The following is a 16,567-nucleotide window of genomic DNA, read 5'->3' on the forward strand; positions in this document are numbered from 1 at the left end:
GACGCGCTAGTCGAGCAGGGGCCGATTCGTCAGCGAGGTCGGGATATGGGTCGTGCACACGTGTCCACCGCTGGCCAGGGTGGACAGGCGGCGCACGTCGACGCCGAGCATGTCAGAGAGCATCTCGAGTTCGGCCTCGCAGAACTCCGGGTACTTCCCCGCCACGTTCTGGATCGGGCAGTGGCCCTGGCACAGCTGCATGGCCTCGAGCGGAGTGCCGACGGCCACGGGAGAGGCCGAGGCCGCATACCCTTCTGCCGTCAGGGCCTTCGCCAGCGCCCTGGAGCGGGCGGCGACGGTCTCCGTGCGCCCCGAGTGCCGCTGGTCGAGGCGGGCGGTCAGGGCCCGGCGGAGCCGTTCGGTGCGCTCTGCTGCGAACTTCCGCACGCCCTCATCGCCGACCTCGCGGGAGACGAAGTCGAGGACTTCGACGGCCAGGTCGTCGTAGGTGTTGCTGATCTCGCTGTGCCCACGTTCCGTGAGCACATAGTGTCGGGCGGGTCTGCCCCGTCCGGCCTTGGTGCCGGTCAGTCGCCTGACCTCCACATAGCCGTCGGCCTCGAGCGCGTCCAGGTGCCGTCTGATCGCCGCGGCGGTCAACTCCAGCATCCGTGCGACCTCCGATGCGGTCACCGGACCGTGATCGAGGACCGCGGCCAGGACCTTCTGCCGCGTGCGTTCGTCCTGTTTCTCCTTGTTCACCACGGCCGTCACCGCCTCCACTTTCCGTCTTCCACGGGCACATGACCCGATGAGCACTGACGTTTTCAAGAAGAAGTTTGTAACGTAATTTATTCCCTGTAAACCCAGGACCGCCTTACAGAACCTGCCGAAATCATCGGCGGGAACCCGTATTCCACCGACGCCGCGGGGCTTCCGGCCAGCGCCGACGCGCTTGCCGGACGCGCGCGGGGAGCGCTGGGCGCGCGACGTAGAATGGACTCCCGTGACCGAAACAGCTGCGCTGACCGTGACCGACCTGGGTTATTCCTACGGCCGGACCGAAGCCGTCCACGACGTGTCCTACTGCGTCGAACCCGGCCGCGTCCACGCCCTGCTGGGACCCAACGGAGCGGGCAAGTCCACGACCATCGCCCTGTCGGTCGGACTCTACCGTCCGACCCGTGGGCGGGTCCGCGCCTTCGGCCTCGACCCCCACGCCCAGCACACGCGGACCGCCGGCCTGGTGTCCGTCATGCTGCAGGACGGCGGATTGCCGATGGCCTCCAAACCACTCGAGGCGCTCAGCCACATCGCGCGGATGTATGCGAACCCGCTCGATGTGCAGGCCCTGGCCGAGCGCCTGGGCATCACCTCGTTTGCCGACCGGGCGATCCGGCACCTCTCCGGCGGTCAGCGCCAGCGGGTCAATCTGGCGGCCGCCCTGGTGGGCAGGCCCCGGCTGGTCTTCCTCGACGAACCGACCGCCGGCCTCGATCCGCAGGCGCAGATCGCGGTGTACACCGTGATCGACCAATTGCGAGCCGAGGGCGTTGCCGTGGTATTGACCACACACGATATGGACGAGGCCGAACGCCTGGCAGATGAGGTGACCATCGTCGATCACGGCAGAGTGATCGCCCAGGGCGCACCCGCCGCACTCATCGCCGAACGCTCACGGGTCCTGCGCATCCGCCTGCGCGGCGTCCCCGCGGTCGACGTGTTGACCGATCTGGCCGTCCTCGCCGAAGTCGAGGCGACCGGTCCGGCCATCACCCTGTCCGGCGAGCTCGACACCGAACGGCTCCATGCGATCACCGGGGTGCTCGCACACCACCGCGCCGTAATCGACGACTTCCAGCTCACGGGCAGGTCCCTGGGCGATGTCTTCCTCGACCTCACGGGAAGGAACCTGCGTTGAGCACCGTCCCCTCATCGGATGCGCCCGTCGGCGACCGCAGCGGCAATGCGGCGCCGGCCGCCCGCCGGATCCTGGCACAGGCGCTGTTCGAAATGCGCGCCATCATGCGCAATGGAGAGCAGCTCCTGCTGTCCATCCTGTTGCCGGTCGGCGCACTCGTGGCACTGGCCACCACTCAGCTCTACGACGCCCTGGGCGCGGGTTCGGACGATCATCTGTCCGAGGCGACCGCCGCGGCCCTGCCCCTGGCGATCTCGGCCACTTCGTTCGCCGGTCAGGCGATCGCCACCGGCTTCGACCGGCGCTACGGTGTGCTGCGCCAACTCTCCACCACCCCGCTGGGGGCCTGGGGGCTGGTGGTGGCGAAGATCATCGCCGTCTACGCGGTGGTGCTCACCCAGTTCCTCGTCCTCTTCGTCATCGCCGCCACCCTGGGCTTCCACCGCCACGTCTCCGTCCTCGGCATCGTACTGGCCGCCATCCTGGGCACCGCGGCACTGGTCTCCCTGGCCCTGCTGCTGGCCGGCACCCTGCGCGCCGAGGCCACCCTGGCCCTGGCCAATATCGTCTGGGTGGTGATGGCCGCGGCCGGCGGCGTGGTCTTCGACCCGCCGGGACTGTGGGGCGACCTGGTCGCCTTCCTGCCCTTCGGGGCCCTGGGCGAGGCCATGCGCTCGGCGGTGCTCGACGCCACCCCGGACTGGACGAGCCTGGCCGTTCTGGCGGTCTGGGCGATCATCGGAGTCACCGCGTGCAAGCGCTGGTTCTCCTTCGACGCGAAGTGACCATCCACGCCCACGGACGGCCGTCTGTGGGCCGTACCACCGAATTCGACCTGAGGTAGAAAAGAGGGGAGGATAGGCACCATGGCACAATCCACCGTTCCCGCCGGCCCTGCGGCCGGGGCCACCCTGCGCGATCGCCTACAGCCCACCGAGGTCAACGCCACCGTACGGGCGACCGCCTGGCTTCTGCTCATCGCCAACTCCGCAATCATCGTCACCGGCGCCCTGGTGCGCCTGACCGGTTCCGGCCTGGGCTGCGACAACTGGCCGACCTGCAACGGCGTGACGATCGCGCCGGCGGCCGACGCCGGGATCCACGGGGCGATCGAGTTCGGCAACCGCCTGCTGGGCGTTGTGTTGTTCATCATCTGCCTGGTGGCGATCACCGCGGTGTGGCGGCTGCGCAGAACCCGGAAGGATCTGTTCTGGCTGCCCATCGTGCTGACCCTGGTCGTGCCGGTGCAAGCCGTGATCGGCGGCATCAGCGTCCATATGGAGCTCAACCCCTGGATCGTCGCCGCGCACTTCGTGCCATCGGCCGTCTGTGTGGCCCTGTCCGCCTACCTGGTGCTCCGCACCCACGACGCCGGCGGCCCGACGGAGCCGGTGGGCACGGCCCTGCTGCGCGGCTTGCAGTGGGCCATCGGCATCCTCACCGCGCTCACGGTCGTCCTGGGCGTACTGGTCACAGGTGCGGGCCCCCACGCCGGTGATGCGATCAGCGCCCGCAACGGACTGCCGATGGTCATCATCGCCAGGATGCACGCCTTCCCCGTCTGGCTGTTGGTCATCGCCACGGTCTGGGGTCTGGTTCTGAGTACCCGCCTGGGGCTGGTCGCCGTGCGCCGCGCCCTGTGGGTGATGCTCGCCGCCGAAGTCGTCCAGGGCCTCATCGGGTATCTGCAGTACTTCCTGGGCGTGCCGGTCGCACTGGTCGCCCTGCACATAGTCGGCCTGTGCTTCGTCATCGCCGCCGCCACCGCGGTGACGGACTCCGCCTACCGCAGGGCTCCGCTGCCCCGCTGACTCAGGTGGGCCGACACCCAGGTTTTCGAACGGGTGTGCGTATTCGCCGATGGCCCGAGCGACTAGAATCGGTGGAATGCTCATCCGCCTGTTCCGGCATTATCTGCGCCCGTACGTTCCAGCCGTCATCGTCCTCCTGCTCTTCCAACTCCTCCAGGTGCTCGGCACCCTGTACCTGCCCACGCTCAACGCCGGCATCGTCGACCGCGGCATCACCGCAGGCGACACCGCGACCGTCTGGCGCTACGGCGGCCTGATGCTCGCCGTAGCGGCCGGACAGGTGGTGGCGAACATCGTCGCGATCGTCGCAGGCGCCCATGTCGCGATGCGCGCCGCCGCAGACATCCGCCGGGATTTCTTCACCGCGGTCATGGGCTTCGGCGCCAGGGAGACCGGTCACTTCGGGACCTCCAGCCTGGTCACCCGTTCAACCAACGATGTCCGCCAGGTCCAGCAGTTCCTCGTCATGGGCATGTCGCTGATGATCATGGCGCCGATCATGGCGCTGGGCGGACTGGCGATGGCACTGGCACAGGACCTGCGGCTGTCCTGGGTCATCCTGGTGACCGTCGTCGTCCTGCTGGTGATCATGCTGCAGGTGGTGCGCAAGATGGTCCCGAGCTTCCGCGCCATGCAGGAGCGCCTCGACTCACTTGGCTCCGTACTCTCCCAACAGCTGGGCGGACTGCGGGTGATCCGCGCCTTCGGCAAGCAGAGCACCGAACGCGACCGCTTCCAAGCCGCCAATGAGGCGCTCACCGGCACCAACCTGTACGTCGGCAAACTCTTCGTCGTGCTCTTCCCCGCCGTGATGACCATCGTCAACGCGGGAGCGGCCGCCGTGGTGTGGTTCGGTGCCCGCCAGGTACAGGACGGAACCACCCAGGTGGGCGTCGTGATGGCGTTCATCCAGTACCTCATGCTCATCCTGATGGGCGTGATGATGGTGACGTTCCTGGCGATGATGATCCCCCGCGCCGAGGTCGCGGCCGGGCGCCTGGTCGACGTCCTGGAGACGACCCCGCAGATGGACCGCGACTCCGGCACCGTCGAAAGCCTGCCGGATCCCGGAGCGATCGAATTCTCCCATGTCACATTCCGCTATCCCGGCGCCCAGTCCCCCGTGCTCACCGATGTGTCCTTCACGGTGGACCCGGGTACCACCACCGCGGTGATCGGCGCCACCGGATCGGGCAAGTCCACCCTGGTCCAACTCCTGGTCCGGCTGGCCGATCCGGATTCCGGTCGGGTCGCGATCGGCGGCGTCGACGTGGCCGCAATCGCCCCGCAGACGCTGGGCCGCCAATTCGGCTACGTCCCCCAGCAACCCCACGTCTTCGGGGCCAGCGTGCGAGACAATCTGCGCACCGGCGCACCCGATGCACCAGAGTCCGACCTCGCCTGGGCCCTGGCGGTCTCCCGCGCCGACGAGTTCGTCTCCACCTTCCCCGACGGGCTGGACCACCCGATCAACCAGGGCGGGACGAACCTGTCCGGTGGACAGCGGCAGCGCCTGGCCATCGCCATGGCCCTGGTGCGCCGCTGCCCGATCCTGGTCTTCGACGATTCGTTCTCGGCCCTGGACGCCGCCACCGACGCCGCGGTCAGATCCGCCCTGGACCACGAGGTCGAGGCGACTAAGGTCATCGTGACCCAGCGCGTGGCAGCGGCCATCGACGCCGACCAGGTGGTGGTCCTCGACGACGGCCACGTCGTGGGGCTGGGCACCCATGACCAGCTCATGGACTCCTGTGGGGTCTACCAGGAGATCGTCTCCAGCCAGCTGAACGAGGAGGCACGATGAGTGAGCAGATCGCACCGGGGCAGAAGGCCGGCGATGTGCGCGGAACCCTGCGCAGACTCGGCGGGGTGTTCCGCCCGTACGCCTGGCGGGCCGGCCTGTCGGCCCTAACACTCGTGCTGGGCACCGTGCTGACGATCGCAGCGCCCTATGTGCTGGGCCGGGCGACCGATCTCGTATTCTCCGGATTCGTCTCCCTGACCATGCGCCCGGGCCAGACCCAGGCCGAGGTCGTGGCAGAACTGCGCGCCCAGGGGGCGGGTGAACGGGCCGATATGGTCGCGGCGATGCACTTGACCCCCGGTCTGGGCGTCGACTTCCCCGCCCTGGCCCGGCTGCTGTGCCTGGTGGTCCTCATCCACATCGTGTCCGGCCTGCTCAACTGGTGGGGCGGGTACATCGCCAACTCCATCATCCAGCGCGTCATGTCCTCCCTGCGCGCCGATATCGAGGACAAGATCCAGCGCCTGCCGCTGTCGGTCGTCGATTCGAAGGCCAAGGGCGATCTGCTGTCGCGGCTGAACAACGACATCGACAATCTCAACCAGACCCTCAACCAGTCCGCGCAGGACATCGTCTCCGCCCTCGTCATGTTCTTGGGCGTGCTGGGCATCATGTTCGTCCTGTCCTGGCAGTTGGCACTGGTCGCCGTCGCCACGATTCCGCTGACGGTCGTCGTCATCGCGCTCCTGGGCACCAGATCCCAGCGCCAGTTCCGCACCCAGTGGAAGTCCACGGGCGAGTTGAACACCCAGGTCGAGGAGTCGATCACGGGTGCCGCCCTGCTGCAGGTCTACGGAGCTCTCGAGCGGACCCAGGAGGCCTTCGCCGTCAAGAACGCGGAGGTCTACCGCGCCTCGTTCAGGGCCCAGGCCCTCTCGGGGGCGATGATGCCGGCGATGAGTTTCGTCTCCAACCTGGTCTTCGTGGGCATCGCCCTACTGGGCGCCCTGCAAGTCGCCTCCGGGCAGCTGACACTGGGCACGGTCCAGGCCTTCATCCAATACGCCAGGCAGTTCGCCCAGCCCCTGCAGCAACTCGGCGGTATGGCCTCCCAGCTGCAGTCCGCCCTGGCCAGCGCCGAGCGCGTCTTCGCACTGCTCGACGAGGCCGACGAACCGGCCCCGCCCAGTGCGCATCCGGACTTCGCCGTGACCCGCGGACGAGTCGCCTTCGAACACGTGGATTTCGCCTACCGTCCGGATACCCCGCTGATCGAGGATCTGAGCCTGGTGGCCGAACCGGGCCAGACCGTCGCGATCGTCGGACACACAGGGGCGGGCAAGACGACCATGGTCAACCTGCTGCTGCGCTTCTACGAGCCCACCGCCGGTCGGATCACCCTGGACGGAATCGACACCGCTCAGCTGACCCGCGACCAGGTCAGGGCGCCGATCGGCATGGTGCTCCAGGACACCTGGTTGTTCGAGGGCACGATCTACGACAACATCGCCTACGGACTCGCGGGCGCCACCCGTGAGCAGGTCATGACAGCGGCAAAGGAGGCATACGTCGATCAGTTCGTCGCCCACCTGCCAGACGGCTACGACACCGTCATCACGGAGACGGCGGACAATATCTCAGCCGGTCAGCGCCAGCTCATCACGATCGCCAGAGCGTTCGTGTCCCAGCCGCAGATCCTGGTGCTCGACGAGGCCACCTCCTCGGTCGACACGCGCACCGAGGTGCTGGTGCAGAAGGCCATGAACCGGCTGCGCAGCGGGCGGACCAGTTTCGTCATCGCACACCGTCTCTCGACCATTCAGGGCGCTGATCTCATCATCGTGATGGATGCGGGCCATATCGTCGAACAGGGTACGCACGCCCAGCTGATGGCCGCCGGCGGCGTCTACGCCGGCCTGCAGGCCGCGCAGGCCGGTGGTATGCGATAGCCGGCTGGGCACACAGCTGCAGGGTCCGTCCCCGATCGCTCGGGGACGGACCCTGCAGTGTATCTCACCGGCATGCGCCGGTCGGCGGCTCAGCGACTGTAATCGTAGAAACCGCGGCCGCTCTTGACGCCCAGCAGCCCGGCGTCGACCATCCGCGACAGCAACACCGGCGGCTTGGCCGCAGCGTCGCCGGTCTCGGCGAAGATCGACTGGCCCACGAACAGGCAGGTGTCCAGCCCGACGCGGTCGGCCAGGGCGATGGGGCCCATCGGATGGGCACAGCCATTGACCATGCCCGCGTCGATCTGCTCCTTCGTCGCATGTCCGGCCTCCAGCATCCTGATCGCGGAGAACAGGAAGGGGATGAGCAGGGCGTTGACGATGAAACCGGGCCGATCCTCCGAATGGATCGGGGCCTTGCCCAGCACATCGGTGACGAAGTCCTCGACCTCGGCCGCCACGACGGGAGCGGTCAGCACGGAGGACACGATCTCCACCAGCGGCTGCACGGGCGCAGGATTGAAGAAGTGAATGCCCAGGACCCGTTCGGGCCGCGCGGTCTGCTGGGCGAACCGGATGATCGGCATCGAGGAGGTGTTCGAGGCCAGGATCGCGCGTTCGTCTGTGACGATCGCATCGAGTTCGGCGAAGATCGACTTCTTGATCTCCTCGTTCTCGCTGGCCGCCTCGATCACCAGCTGGCGATCGGCCATAGCGGACAGGTCGGTGGTGAAGACCAGCCGGTCCAGCGCGGCAGTAGCCTCCGCGGCCGGTAGCTTGCCGCGCTCGACCGCGCGGCCCAGCGACTTCTCGATCCGTCCGCGGCCGGCGGCCACGGCGGCGTCGTTGATATCGCGGACGACGACGTGCAGTCCGGACCGGGCCAGCACCTCGGCGATGCCGGATCCCATGAGACCGGAGCCGATTACTCCAGCGCGTTCAATGCTCACACTCTTCTCCTTCGATGTGCGTCAGTTCTGACTGCCGGCCAGGAACCACGGCGCGGTGCGGATGCTGCGCATCGCCTCCCGCCGGCGCCCCCGGGGCAGGGTTTGGACGTAGACGATCCCCTTGAGATGGTCCGTCTCGTGTTGGAGCATCTGCGCGAAGACGCCCTCTCCGTCGATGTCCACCGGCTCACCGGTGGCATCGAGGCCGGTCACCCGCGCGTACTCCCACCGGGGAGTGGGGAACCATAGTTCGGGCACCGACAGGCAGCCCTCGTCGATGTCCCTGAGCTCTCCCCCGGTTTCGACGACCACGGGGTTGAATACAGCGCCGCGGCGCCCGTCGACGTCGTAGCCAAAGGCCTGCAGCGGCACCCCGATCTGGGGTGCCGCGACCGCCGCGCGCCCGGCCGGCAGGGAGGTCTCTATGAGATCCTCCGCCAGCCGGCGCGCGGCTTCGTCGAATTCGACGACGGGTTCGCAGATCTGTCTGAGAACCGGGTCCCCGAAGACTCGGATCGACCGATCAGGCATCGATCACCAACACCAGGTCGCCGCCCTCCAGCTGCTGGACGGGGCCGATCGCCAGGCGCGAGACCGTGCCGTCGATGTGGCTGGTGATAGCCGCCTCCATCTTCATCGCCTCGATCGTCGCGACGGTCTGGCCCGCCTTGACCTTGTCGCCCACCGCGACCTGCAGCGAGACGACTCCGGCGAAGGGGCTGGCGACGTGGCCGGGGTTGTTCGCATCGGCCCGCTCGGCGGTCGCGACGTTGACGTCGACCGACTTATCGCGCACGGACACCGGACGTAGCTGGCCGTTGAGCGTGCACATGACCGTGCGCATGCCGCGCTCATCGGCCTCGCCGATCGCCTCGACGCCGAGCAGCAGGACCTTGCCCTGCTCGATCTCGACACCGTGTTCCTCACCCTGGGTCAGACCGTAGAGGTAGTCGGTCGACTCGAGCACGGACAGATCGCCGTAGTTGGTGCGGGCCGCCTCGAACTCACGGGTCGGGGCGGGGAACAGCAGACGGTTCAGGGTGTCCTGGCGCGTCCGGCCGGCGACGGCCAGCAGTTCTTCGTCAGCTGGATCGAGCTCTGCCACCGGGGACTTGTGCGTGCGGCCCTCGAGGGCCTTGGTGCGGAAGGGCTCGGGCCAGCCGGCGGGCGGATCGCCCAGGTCACCCGACAGGAAGCCGATGACGGAGTCCGGAATGTCGAAGTTCTGCGGGTTCTCCGCGAACTCCTGCGGGTCGGCGCCCACCGCCACCAGGTGCAGGGCAAGATCGCCCACCACCTTCGAGGACGGGGTGACCTTGACCAGATGGCCGAGGATCGCGTCCGCCGCGGCGTACATGTCCTCGATCTCCTCGAACTTCTCCCCCAGGCCCAGCGCCACGGCCTGCTGGCGCAGGTTGGACAGCTGACCGCCGGGGATCTCGTGGCGGTAGACACGGCCGGTGGGCCCAGGCAGGCCCGATTCGAAGGGCTTGTAGACATTGCGGACGGACTCCCAGTACGGTTCGAGGTCCTCCGCTGCCGCCAGCGACAGCCCGGTGTCGCGCTCGGTGTTCTCGAAGGCCGCGATCAGCGCCGTCAGCGAGGGCTGGCTGGTGGTCCCGGCCATGGCGGCGTTCGCCGCGTCTACGGCGTCGGCGCCGGCGTTGGCCGCGGCCAACAGCGTGGCCAGCTGACCGCCGGCGGTGTCGTGCGTGTGCACGTGCACAGGCAGGTCGAAGTTCTTCCGCAGGGCGGTGACCAACGTGGCGGCTGCGGCCGGCCGCAGCAGGCCCGCCATGTCCTTGATGGCCAGCACATGAGCGCCGGCATCGACGATCTTTTCGGCCAGGCCCAGGTAGTAGTCCAGGGTGTAGACCTTCTCCGCCGGATTGCTCAGATCGGAGGTGTAGCACAGGGCGACCTCTGCCACGGAGTTCGTGGACTCGCGGACCGCTTCGATGGCCGGGCGCATCTGTTCGATGTCGTTGAGCGCGTCGAAGATCCGGAAGATGTCGATACCGGTGGCGGCGGCCTCTTCGACGAAGGCCTGGGTCACGCGGGTGGGGTACGGGGTGTAGCCCACCGTGTTGCGCCCGCGCAGCAGCATCTGCAGGTTGAGGTTCGGCATTGCCTCGCGCAGCTTGGACAGACGCTCCCACGGGTCCTCCGCCAGGAAGCGCAGGGCCACATCGTAGGTCGCCCCGCCCCAGCACTCGACCGACAGCAGTTCCGGCATCTCGCGTGCCACATAGGGCGCCACGGCCAGCAGGTCCTTCGACCGCACGCGCGTGGCCAACAGCGACTGGTGCGCGTCGCGGAAGGTCGTATCGGTTACGGCCAGACCCTTGCGCTCACGCAGGGCCTGGGCCCAGCCGGCCGGACCCAGGTCCAGCAACTGCTGGCGCGAGCCCTGCGCGGGCGCCGCGCTGAGGTCAAGGCTGGGCAGCTTCTCGCGCGGCTGCAGGTCCACCGGCGAGCTGCCGTTGGGGCGGTTGACGGTGACGTCGGCCAGGTATTCGAGCAGGCGGGATCCGCGGTCGGCTCCCACATTGGCCTGCAGCAGCTGCGGACGCTCCTCGATGAAACGGGTCGAGAGGTTGCCGGACTGGAAATCCGGATCGGCCAACACCCCGCGCACGAAGGCGATATTGCTCGCGACTCCGCGGATGCGGAACTCTGCCAGGGCTCGCTGTGCCCGGTTGACCGCCTGCCGGAAGTCGCGGCCACGACAAGTGCACTTGACCAGCATGGAGTCGAAGTAGGCCGAGACCTCGGCACCGGCGTGTACGGTCCCGCCGTCCAGGCGGACACCCGCGCCGCCGGCGGACCGGTAGGCGGTGATCGTGCCGGTGTCTGGCCGGAAGCCGTTGGCCGGGTCCTCCGTCGTGATGCGGCACTGCAGGGCGGCCCCGCGCACGTGCACGGAATCCTGATCCAGGCCCAGATCGGACAGGGACTCACCGGCGGCGATGCGCATCTGCGACTGCACCAGGTCGACGTCGGTGATCTCCTCGGTGACCGTGTGCTCGACCTGGATCCGCGGGTTCATTTCGATGAACGCGTGCTTGCCCGCCCGCGGCCCCTCGGTCTCCAGCAGGAATTCGACGGTGCCGGCGTTCTGGTAGCCCAGCGCGCGGGCGAAGGTCAGCGCATCGGCGTGCAGGGCTGTGGCGATCTCCGGGTCCAGGTTGGGAGCCGGGGCGATCTCCACGACTTTCTGGTTACGGCGCTGGATCGAGCAGTCGCGCTCGAACAGGTGGATCGCATCGCCGTGTGTGTCGGCCAGGATCTGGACTTCGATGTGACGGGGCCGCTGCACGGCCTGCTCGATGAACACCGTCGGATCGCCGAAGGCGCCCTCCGCCTCGCGCATTGCGGCCTCGACGGACTCGCGCAGCGCAGCGGGCTCGGCGACCCGGCGCATGCCGCGTCCGCCACCACCGGCGACCGCCTTGACGAACAGGGGGTATTCCATCCGCTCGGCCTCGGCCAGCAGGACCTCGACGTCGTCGGAGGGGGCGACGGAGTCAAGGGTGGGGATACCGGCCTTCTGCGCCGCATGCAGGGCTTCGACCTTGTTGCCGGCCATCTGCAGGATGTCCGCACGCGGACCGATGAACGTGATGCCGTTATCCGCGCAGGCGCGGGCCAGATCCGGGTTCTCGGAGAGGAATCCATAGCCGGGGTAGATTGCATCGGCGCCGGCCAGTTGAGCGACCCGGATCATCTCCGAGACGTTGAGGTAGGCCTGAACGGGATGACCCTTTTCGCCGATCATGTAGGCCTCATCGGCCTTGAGCCGGTGTTCCGAATTGCGATCTTCCCAGGGGAATACGGCCACGGTCGCGGCACCCAGTTCATAGGCGGCGCGGAACGCACGAACCGCGATTTCCCCGCGGTTCGCTACGAGTACTTTCTGAAACATTCAGACACTCATTTCAGTTCGTCACCGCCATCATTGACGGTGAGGGGGACACTGATGTCAGGACATACTCTACCCACCTCGACAGATACCCAGTGCACGATGTCACATCGTGGCATCCGACAGCGGCACCCGGCCGTGTCAGCGCCCGCGGCTAGGGTTGTCGCATGCGCATACTCCACACCTCGGATCTGCACCTGGGACGCACCTTCTTCGGTTTCGACCTGAGCGCGGCCCACACCGCGCTGGCAGAGCATCTGGTCGACGTCTGTGCCGAACGCCATGTGGACCTCCTCATCATCGCGGGCGACGTCTACGACCGCGCGATCCCGGGACCCGCGGCCGTCGCCGCCTTCGACACACTGTTGGCACGCCTGCGCCAGGCCGGCGTGGCGGTCCTGGCCACCAGTGGCAATCATGATTCGTTCATGCGGTTGGGCTTCGGCCGGGAATTGTTCGATGACTCCGGAATCCATCTGCGCACCCGCCTGGCGGACCTTGTGCGCCCGGCGCTCATCGGGCACTCCGACGCCCACGTGGCCGTCTACGGCATTCCCTATCTGGAGCCCGCACTGGTGGCCGACCGGCTGGGTGTTCCCCGGACCCACGCCGCGGTCCTGGAGCGGGCTATGGAGATCATCCACGATGATCACTCCCGCAACCACCCCGGTACCCGACTCGTGGTGGCCGCCCACGCCTTTGTCACCGGTTCCGGTCCCTCCGAATCCGAACGCCAGATCGATCTGGGCGGGGTCGGCTCCGTGCCCGCGGCCACATTCGCCTCCACCGCCTATACCGCTCTGGGCCACCTACACCGCCCTCAGGACCCACTGCCCACTGTGCGGTACTCGGGGTCTCCCCTGGCGTTCGGATTCGACGAAGGGCCCAAACGGCTATTGCAGATCGACGTCCCACCCGATGGTCCCGCGCAGGTCGAGGCCATCGCCCTGCCCTGTTTCGTCTCCGCCCGGACTCTGACCGGCACCCTGGCCGAAGTGCTCGGGACCCCGGACGACGGTTCCTTCGTCGAGGTCCGGCTGACCGATCCGGCCAGGTCGCCGCAGGCCCTACCGCGCCTGAAACAGGCCTTCGAACGACTGGTCCGCTACGAATGGACGAACCTGCCGACTCCCACGGCCACCGCACCGACCGGCTCCACTCAAGCGCGCACCGATACACAGGTTTTCATCGACTTCATGCGCACCACCACCGGACAGCCTGCGACCGCGGAGGAAACCGCACTGTTCGATACCGCGCTGGCCCAGGCGCTGCGGGAGGACGCATGAGACTGCACACCCTGGAATTGAGCGCTTTCGGGCCCTTCGCAGGACGGATTCACATCGACTTCGACCGGCTCGCCGCCGACGGACTGTTTCTCATCTCCGGTCCCACCGGCGCCGGGAAGACCTCGATCCTCGATGCGGTCTGCTATGCGCTATACGGACGCGTTCCCGGCCAGCGCAACGATGCCCACCAACTGCGCGCCCAGGCCGCGGGCCCCGACATGCCGACGACGATCACCCTGACCTTCAGCGCACGCGGTCACACCTACCGGGTCGAGCGGACTCCGGCGTATGAACGCCCAGCCAAGCGGGGCAACCGGATGACCGTGCAGCGCGCCCAGGCGTTCCTCAGCGAATTGCGCGGCGACGGTCCCGCCGGCCTGACCCGGACCAATCAGGAGACCTCGCAGACCATCCAGAACCTCATCGGCCTCAATGCCGAACAGTTCACCAAGATCATCATGCTGCCGCAGGGACAGTTCGCACAGTTCCTCAAGGCCGGCCCACAGGAACGCGAACCGATCCTTCAGCAGTTGTTCGACACCGGCCGTTTCGCCGCTGTCGAACGCATTCTGTCTGCCGACGCGACCGCGGCGCGCCGCGAGATCGGCACGATCTCGGCCACCCGGACGCACACAATGGCACGGGCATTGGAGATCGCGGGCCTGCCCGGCGATGCCATCGCCATTCCGGACCATCCGACCTTGGCCGAAGTCTCACTTGCGCTGTCCGTGGCCCGAATCCAGACCCAGGAGGAGTCCTGGGCTGCCGCTGAGATACTCGCACTGGCCCAACAGGAGGTGACCGTGGCCGCCGGTCGGGTCGAACGGGCACAACAGGCCATCGACCGACGCGCCCTGGCCGATCGGATTCGCTCACTCCAGACCGCAGTCGACGCCGGTGCCGCCGACCTGCATTCGAGCCGCACTGAACTTGCACGTCTGCGCCGGGCCCGGGAGCTCACGAGCCTGGCCGAGGAGTCCAGCAGACGCCAGGCCACGGTCAGGGAGCTCGACGCCGCCGCCGGACGCGCCGCGCAGGCCCTGCAAGAGGTAGCGAACAGACTGGGTCTTCCGGAGTCGGCAGAGCTCCCCCATACCCTCCTCGAATCCCGATTGGCGCTGCGCGATGCCGCAGACAGGCTGGCCGAAGGCCTGGGCCGGCGCGCCGAGCTCCTGGCCAGAGTCGACCGACTCACCGCAGACGTGGCGTCTGCCCACGAAACCGCCGACGCCGCCTCCTCTGCGCTGGCCGAACACATAGAGCGCGTGAACAGCACGACCGCCGCACTGATTCCCCCCGAACGCCTCGAAACACTTCGCGGCAGGGTCGCCGAGGCTACCCGGCGTCGCACTGCGGTACGGGAGGCCTGTGCAGAGCTCGAACGCACCTCGGCCGAACTCCTCAGGACCCAGAACGACCTCGACCGTGCGCAGCACCGCGCGGAAGACGACCGAAGTGCCTTCGAACGGACCCGAAACCTGCGCCTGGCCGGGTTCGCCGCTGAACTCGCAGCCCAATTGCAGGACGGTGCGGCCTGCCCGGTCTGTGGATCGGAGGAACACCCTGCGCCGGCCGGTACCGCACCAGATGCCGTGACCCGCGCAGATGAAGAGGCCGCGGCCACCCGCTGGACCCAGGCCGAGTCCCACCTGCAGGACGTCAGGATCGCATTGGGCGAGGCCCGAGACGCCCATACCGCTGCGCGGACCCGCGCGGAGGCACTGGGCGGCGTCGATGAGGAATCCGCAGCAGCGGAACTAGCAGAGGTCACAGCCCATCTGCGGGAACTCGAGGCCGGCGCCCAGGACCGGGTACGGGCCGCGTCCGCCGCTGAAGCGAGCCGACAGGAGGCACAGACGCACGCCACAACCTGCCGGCGGCGAGCCGACGCCTTGCAGGATCAGCTCACCCACGCCAGCGCGGACCTCGCTGCCCTCGCGACGGCCTCTCTCCTGCCGGAGGAGGAAACGCTGGCCGCCGCCGGCCTGACCGCTCCACGGGAACCGGAGGCGGCGCAGATCCTGGCAGCCGACTGTGCCGAGCTGGTCGAGGCCACACGTCGGGCCCAGCTGGCCGCGGGCGAAGCCGCAGCCGCCCTGGCAGTCTCCCAGGACACCAGTGAGCGCTTCGCCGCACTCCTATCCGACTCCCCGTTCGCCGATCCCGAAGAACTGGCACGGGCCGCCACCGGAGACGAGTCCGCACTGGCCTCCCGAATCCGGGCCCACGAGGATGCCGCCTCCCGACTCGCGCAGTTGCGTGAGGATCCGGCAGCGCCGGCCGCACTGGCCGACTCGAGCCCGGACGAGCTCCTCACAGATCGCCGCGACGCCGCACGCCTTGGGCTCGTACGAGCCCAAGCGCAGCAGAGCGCTGCGGCGGAGCGATTCACCCTCGCCCGACATGCGGCCACGGAACTGGCCGAGCAGGGCACCGCCCACGCCCGCCGTGCCACCGCACAGGACGCCCGCATGTCCCAGCTGGCCACCAGGGTGCGCCTGGCGGAGACGGTCAGCGCCACCGGTGCCGACAACCTCAAACGGATGCCGCTGACCTCGTACGCCCTGCTGGCACTGTTCATCGATGTCACGCGCAACGCCTCACAGCGCCTGACGACCATGAGCCGGGGCCGCTACCGCCTGGTCCATGACGACGGGCTGCACAAACGGGAGAAACGTGCCGGGCTCGGACTATTGGTAGAGGACTCCTTCACCCAGACGCTGCGCGATACCCGCACGCTCTCCGGCGGAGAGAGCTTCATGGCGGCACTCGCCCTCGCCCTGGGCCTGGCGGACACCGTGGCGGCGCAACGCGGTGGAATCGACTTGGACACCCTCTTCATCGACGAGGGCTTCGGATCCTTGGACCCCGATGCGCTGGCAGAGGTCCTGGCGGTGCTCGACGAACTGAGGGAGGGCGGCCGGACCATCGGAATCATCTCCCATGTGCAGGCGATTCACGATGTAGTTCCGAACACGTTGACGGTAGTCCCATCCCCCACGGGTTCGACTATTACAACGCATTCGGCTCTCCGGTAGGCGCGG

The 16,567-nt window shown here is 68.0% G+C and carries 11 protein-coding genes; 7 read left to right on the top strand and 4 right to left on the bottom strand.

The genetic code is table 11. The annotated features are described in order from the left end of the window. Positions 1 to 6 precede the first annotated feature (6 nt). Positions 7 to 705 carry a helix-turn-helix transcriptional regulator gene (locus tag NQ034_RS01990; RefSeq protein WP_373456807.1) on the bottom strand — a complete coding sequence of 233 codons (699 nt, stop codon included), beginning with the start codon at positions 703 to 705 and terminating at the stop codon, positions 7 to 9. A gap of 241 nt (positions 706 to 946) precedes the next feature. Here NQ034_RS01990 and NQ034_RS01995 point away from each other — a divergent pair, with 241 nt between their 5' ends. The 5 genes from NQ034_RS01995 (at position 947) to NQ034_RS02015 (ending at position 7,365) form a co-directional block, all read left to right on the top strand. Beyond that, on the top strand, positions 947 to 1,861 hold the full coding sequence (locus NQ034_RS01995; protein WP_257046729.1) for an ABC transporter ATP-binding protein: 915 nt from the start codon (positions 947 to 949) through the stop codon (positions 1,859 to 1,861). Continuing rightward, on the top strand, positions 1,858 to 2,646 hold the full coding sequence (locus tag NQ034_RS02000) for an ABC transporter permease (protein ID WP_257046730.1): 789 nt from the start codon (positions 1,858 to 1,860) through the stop codon (positions 2,644 to 2,646). The genes NQ034_RS01995 and NQ034_RS02000 overlap by 4 nt, the downstream gene beginning before the upstream one ends. A gap of 81 nt (positions 2,647 to 2,727) precedes the next feature. Beyond that, positions 2,728 to 3,672 carry a COX15/CtaA family protein gene (locus NQ034_RS02005; RefSeq protein ID WP_257046731.1) on the top strand — a complete coding sequence of 315 codons (945 nt, stop codon included), beginning with the start codon at positions 2,728 to 2,730 and terminating at the stop codon, positions 3,670 to 3,672. 76 nt (positions 3,673 to 3,748) lie between these two features. Continuing rightward, a complete protein-coding gene (locus NQ034_RS02010) occupies positions 3,749 to 5,476 on the top strand; it encodes an ABC transporter ATP-binding protein (protein WP_257046732.1) in 1,728 nt (575 codons plus the stop codon). Continuing rightward, the gene (locus NQ034_RS02015) at positions 5,473 to 7,365 is read left to right on the top strand and encodes an ABC transporter ATP-binding protein (RefSeq protein ID WP_257046733.1); all 1,893 of its coding nucleotides are present in this window, start codon (positions 5,473 to 5,475) and stop codon (positions 7,363 to 7,365) included. Before NQ034_RS02010 ends, NQ034_RS02015 begins: the two co-directional genes overlap by 4 nt. Before the next feature lie 89 nt (positions 7,366 to 7,454). Here the strand turns inward: NQ034_RS02015 and NQ034_RS02020 are convergent, their stop codons facing one another. From NQ034_RS02020 to NQ034_RS02030, 3 genes are read right to left on the bottom strand one after another with little or no spacing between them, the layout of a single operon-like run. Next, positions 7,455 to 8,315, bottom strand: a complete 861-nt coding sequence (locus NQ034_RS02020) for a 3-hydroxybutyryl-CoA dehydrogenase (RefSeq protein ID WP_257046734.1) — start codon at positions 8,313 to 8,315, stop codon at positions 7,455 to 7,457. A 21-nt stretch (positions 8,316 to 8,336) separates the two neighbouring features. Beyond that, positions 8,337 to 8,846 (bottom strand): peptide deformylase, encoded by a 510-nt coding sequence (locus tag NQ034_RS02025; RefSeq protein WP_257046735.1) that lies wholly within the window; start codon positions 8,844 to 8,846, stop codon positions 8,337 to 8,339. After that, the gene (locus NQ034_RS02030; protein ID WP_257046736.1) at positions 8,839 to 12,240 is read right to left on the bottom strand and encodes a pyruvate carboxylase; all 3,402 of its coding nucleotides are present in this window, start codon (positions 12,238 to 12,240) and stop codon (positions 8,839 to 8,841) included. Before NQ034_RS02030 ends, NQ034_RS02025 begins: the two co-directional genes overlap by 8 nt. Positions 12,241 to 12,404: 164 nt before the next feature. Between NQ034_RS02030 and NQ034_RS02035 the strand changes: the two genes are divergently transcribed. Together NQ034_RS02035 and NQ034_RS02040 are read left to right on the top strand one after the other, a co-directional pair. After that, positions 12,405 to 13,523, top strand: coding sequence for an exonuclease SbcCD subunit D (locus tag NQ034_RS02035; protein WP_257046737.1), 1,119 nt, complete (start codon positions 12,405 to 12,407; stop codon positions 13,521 to 13,523). Further along, a complete protein-coding gene (locus NQ034_RS02040; RefSeq protein ID WP_257046738.1) occupies positions 13,520 to 16,561 on the top strand; it encodes an AAA family ATPase in 3,042 nt (1,013 codons plus the stop codon). Before NQ034_RS02035 ends, NQ034_RS02040 begins: the two co-directional genes overlap by 4 nt. Positions 16,562 to 16,567: the final 6 nt, after the last annotated feature.

This window comes from Brevibacterium moorei (assembly GCF_024580735.1).
Classification (GTDB): domain Bacteria; phylum Actinomycetota; class Actinomycetes; order Actinomycetales; family Brevibacteriaceae; genus Brevibacterium; species Brevibacterium moorei.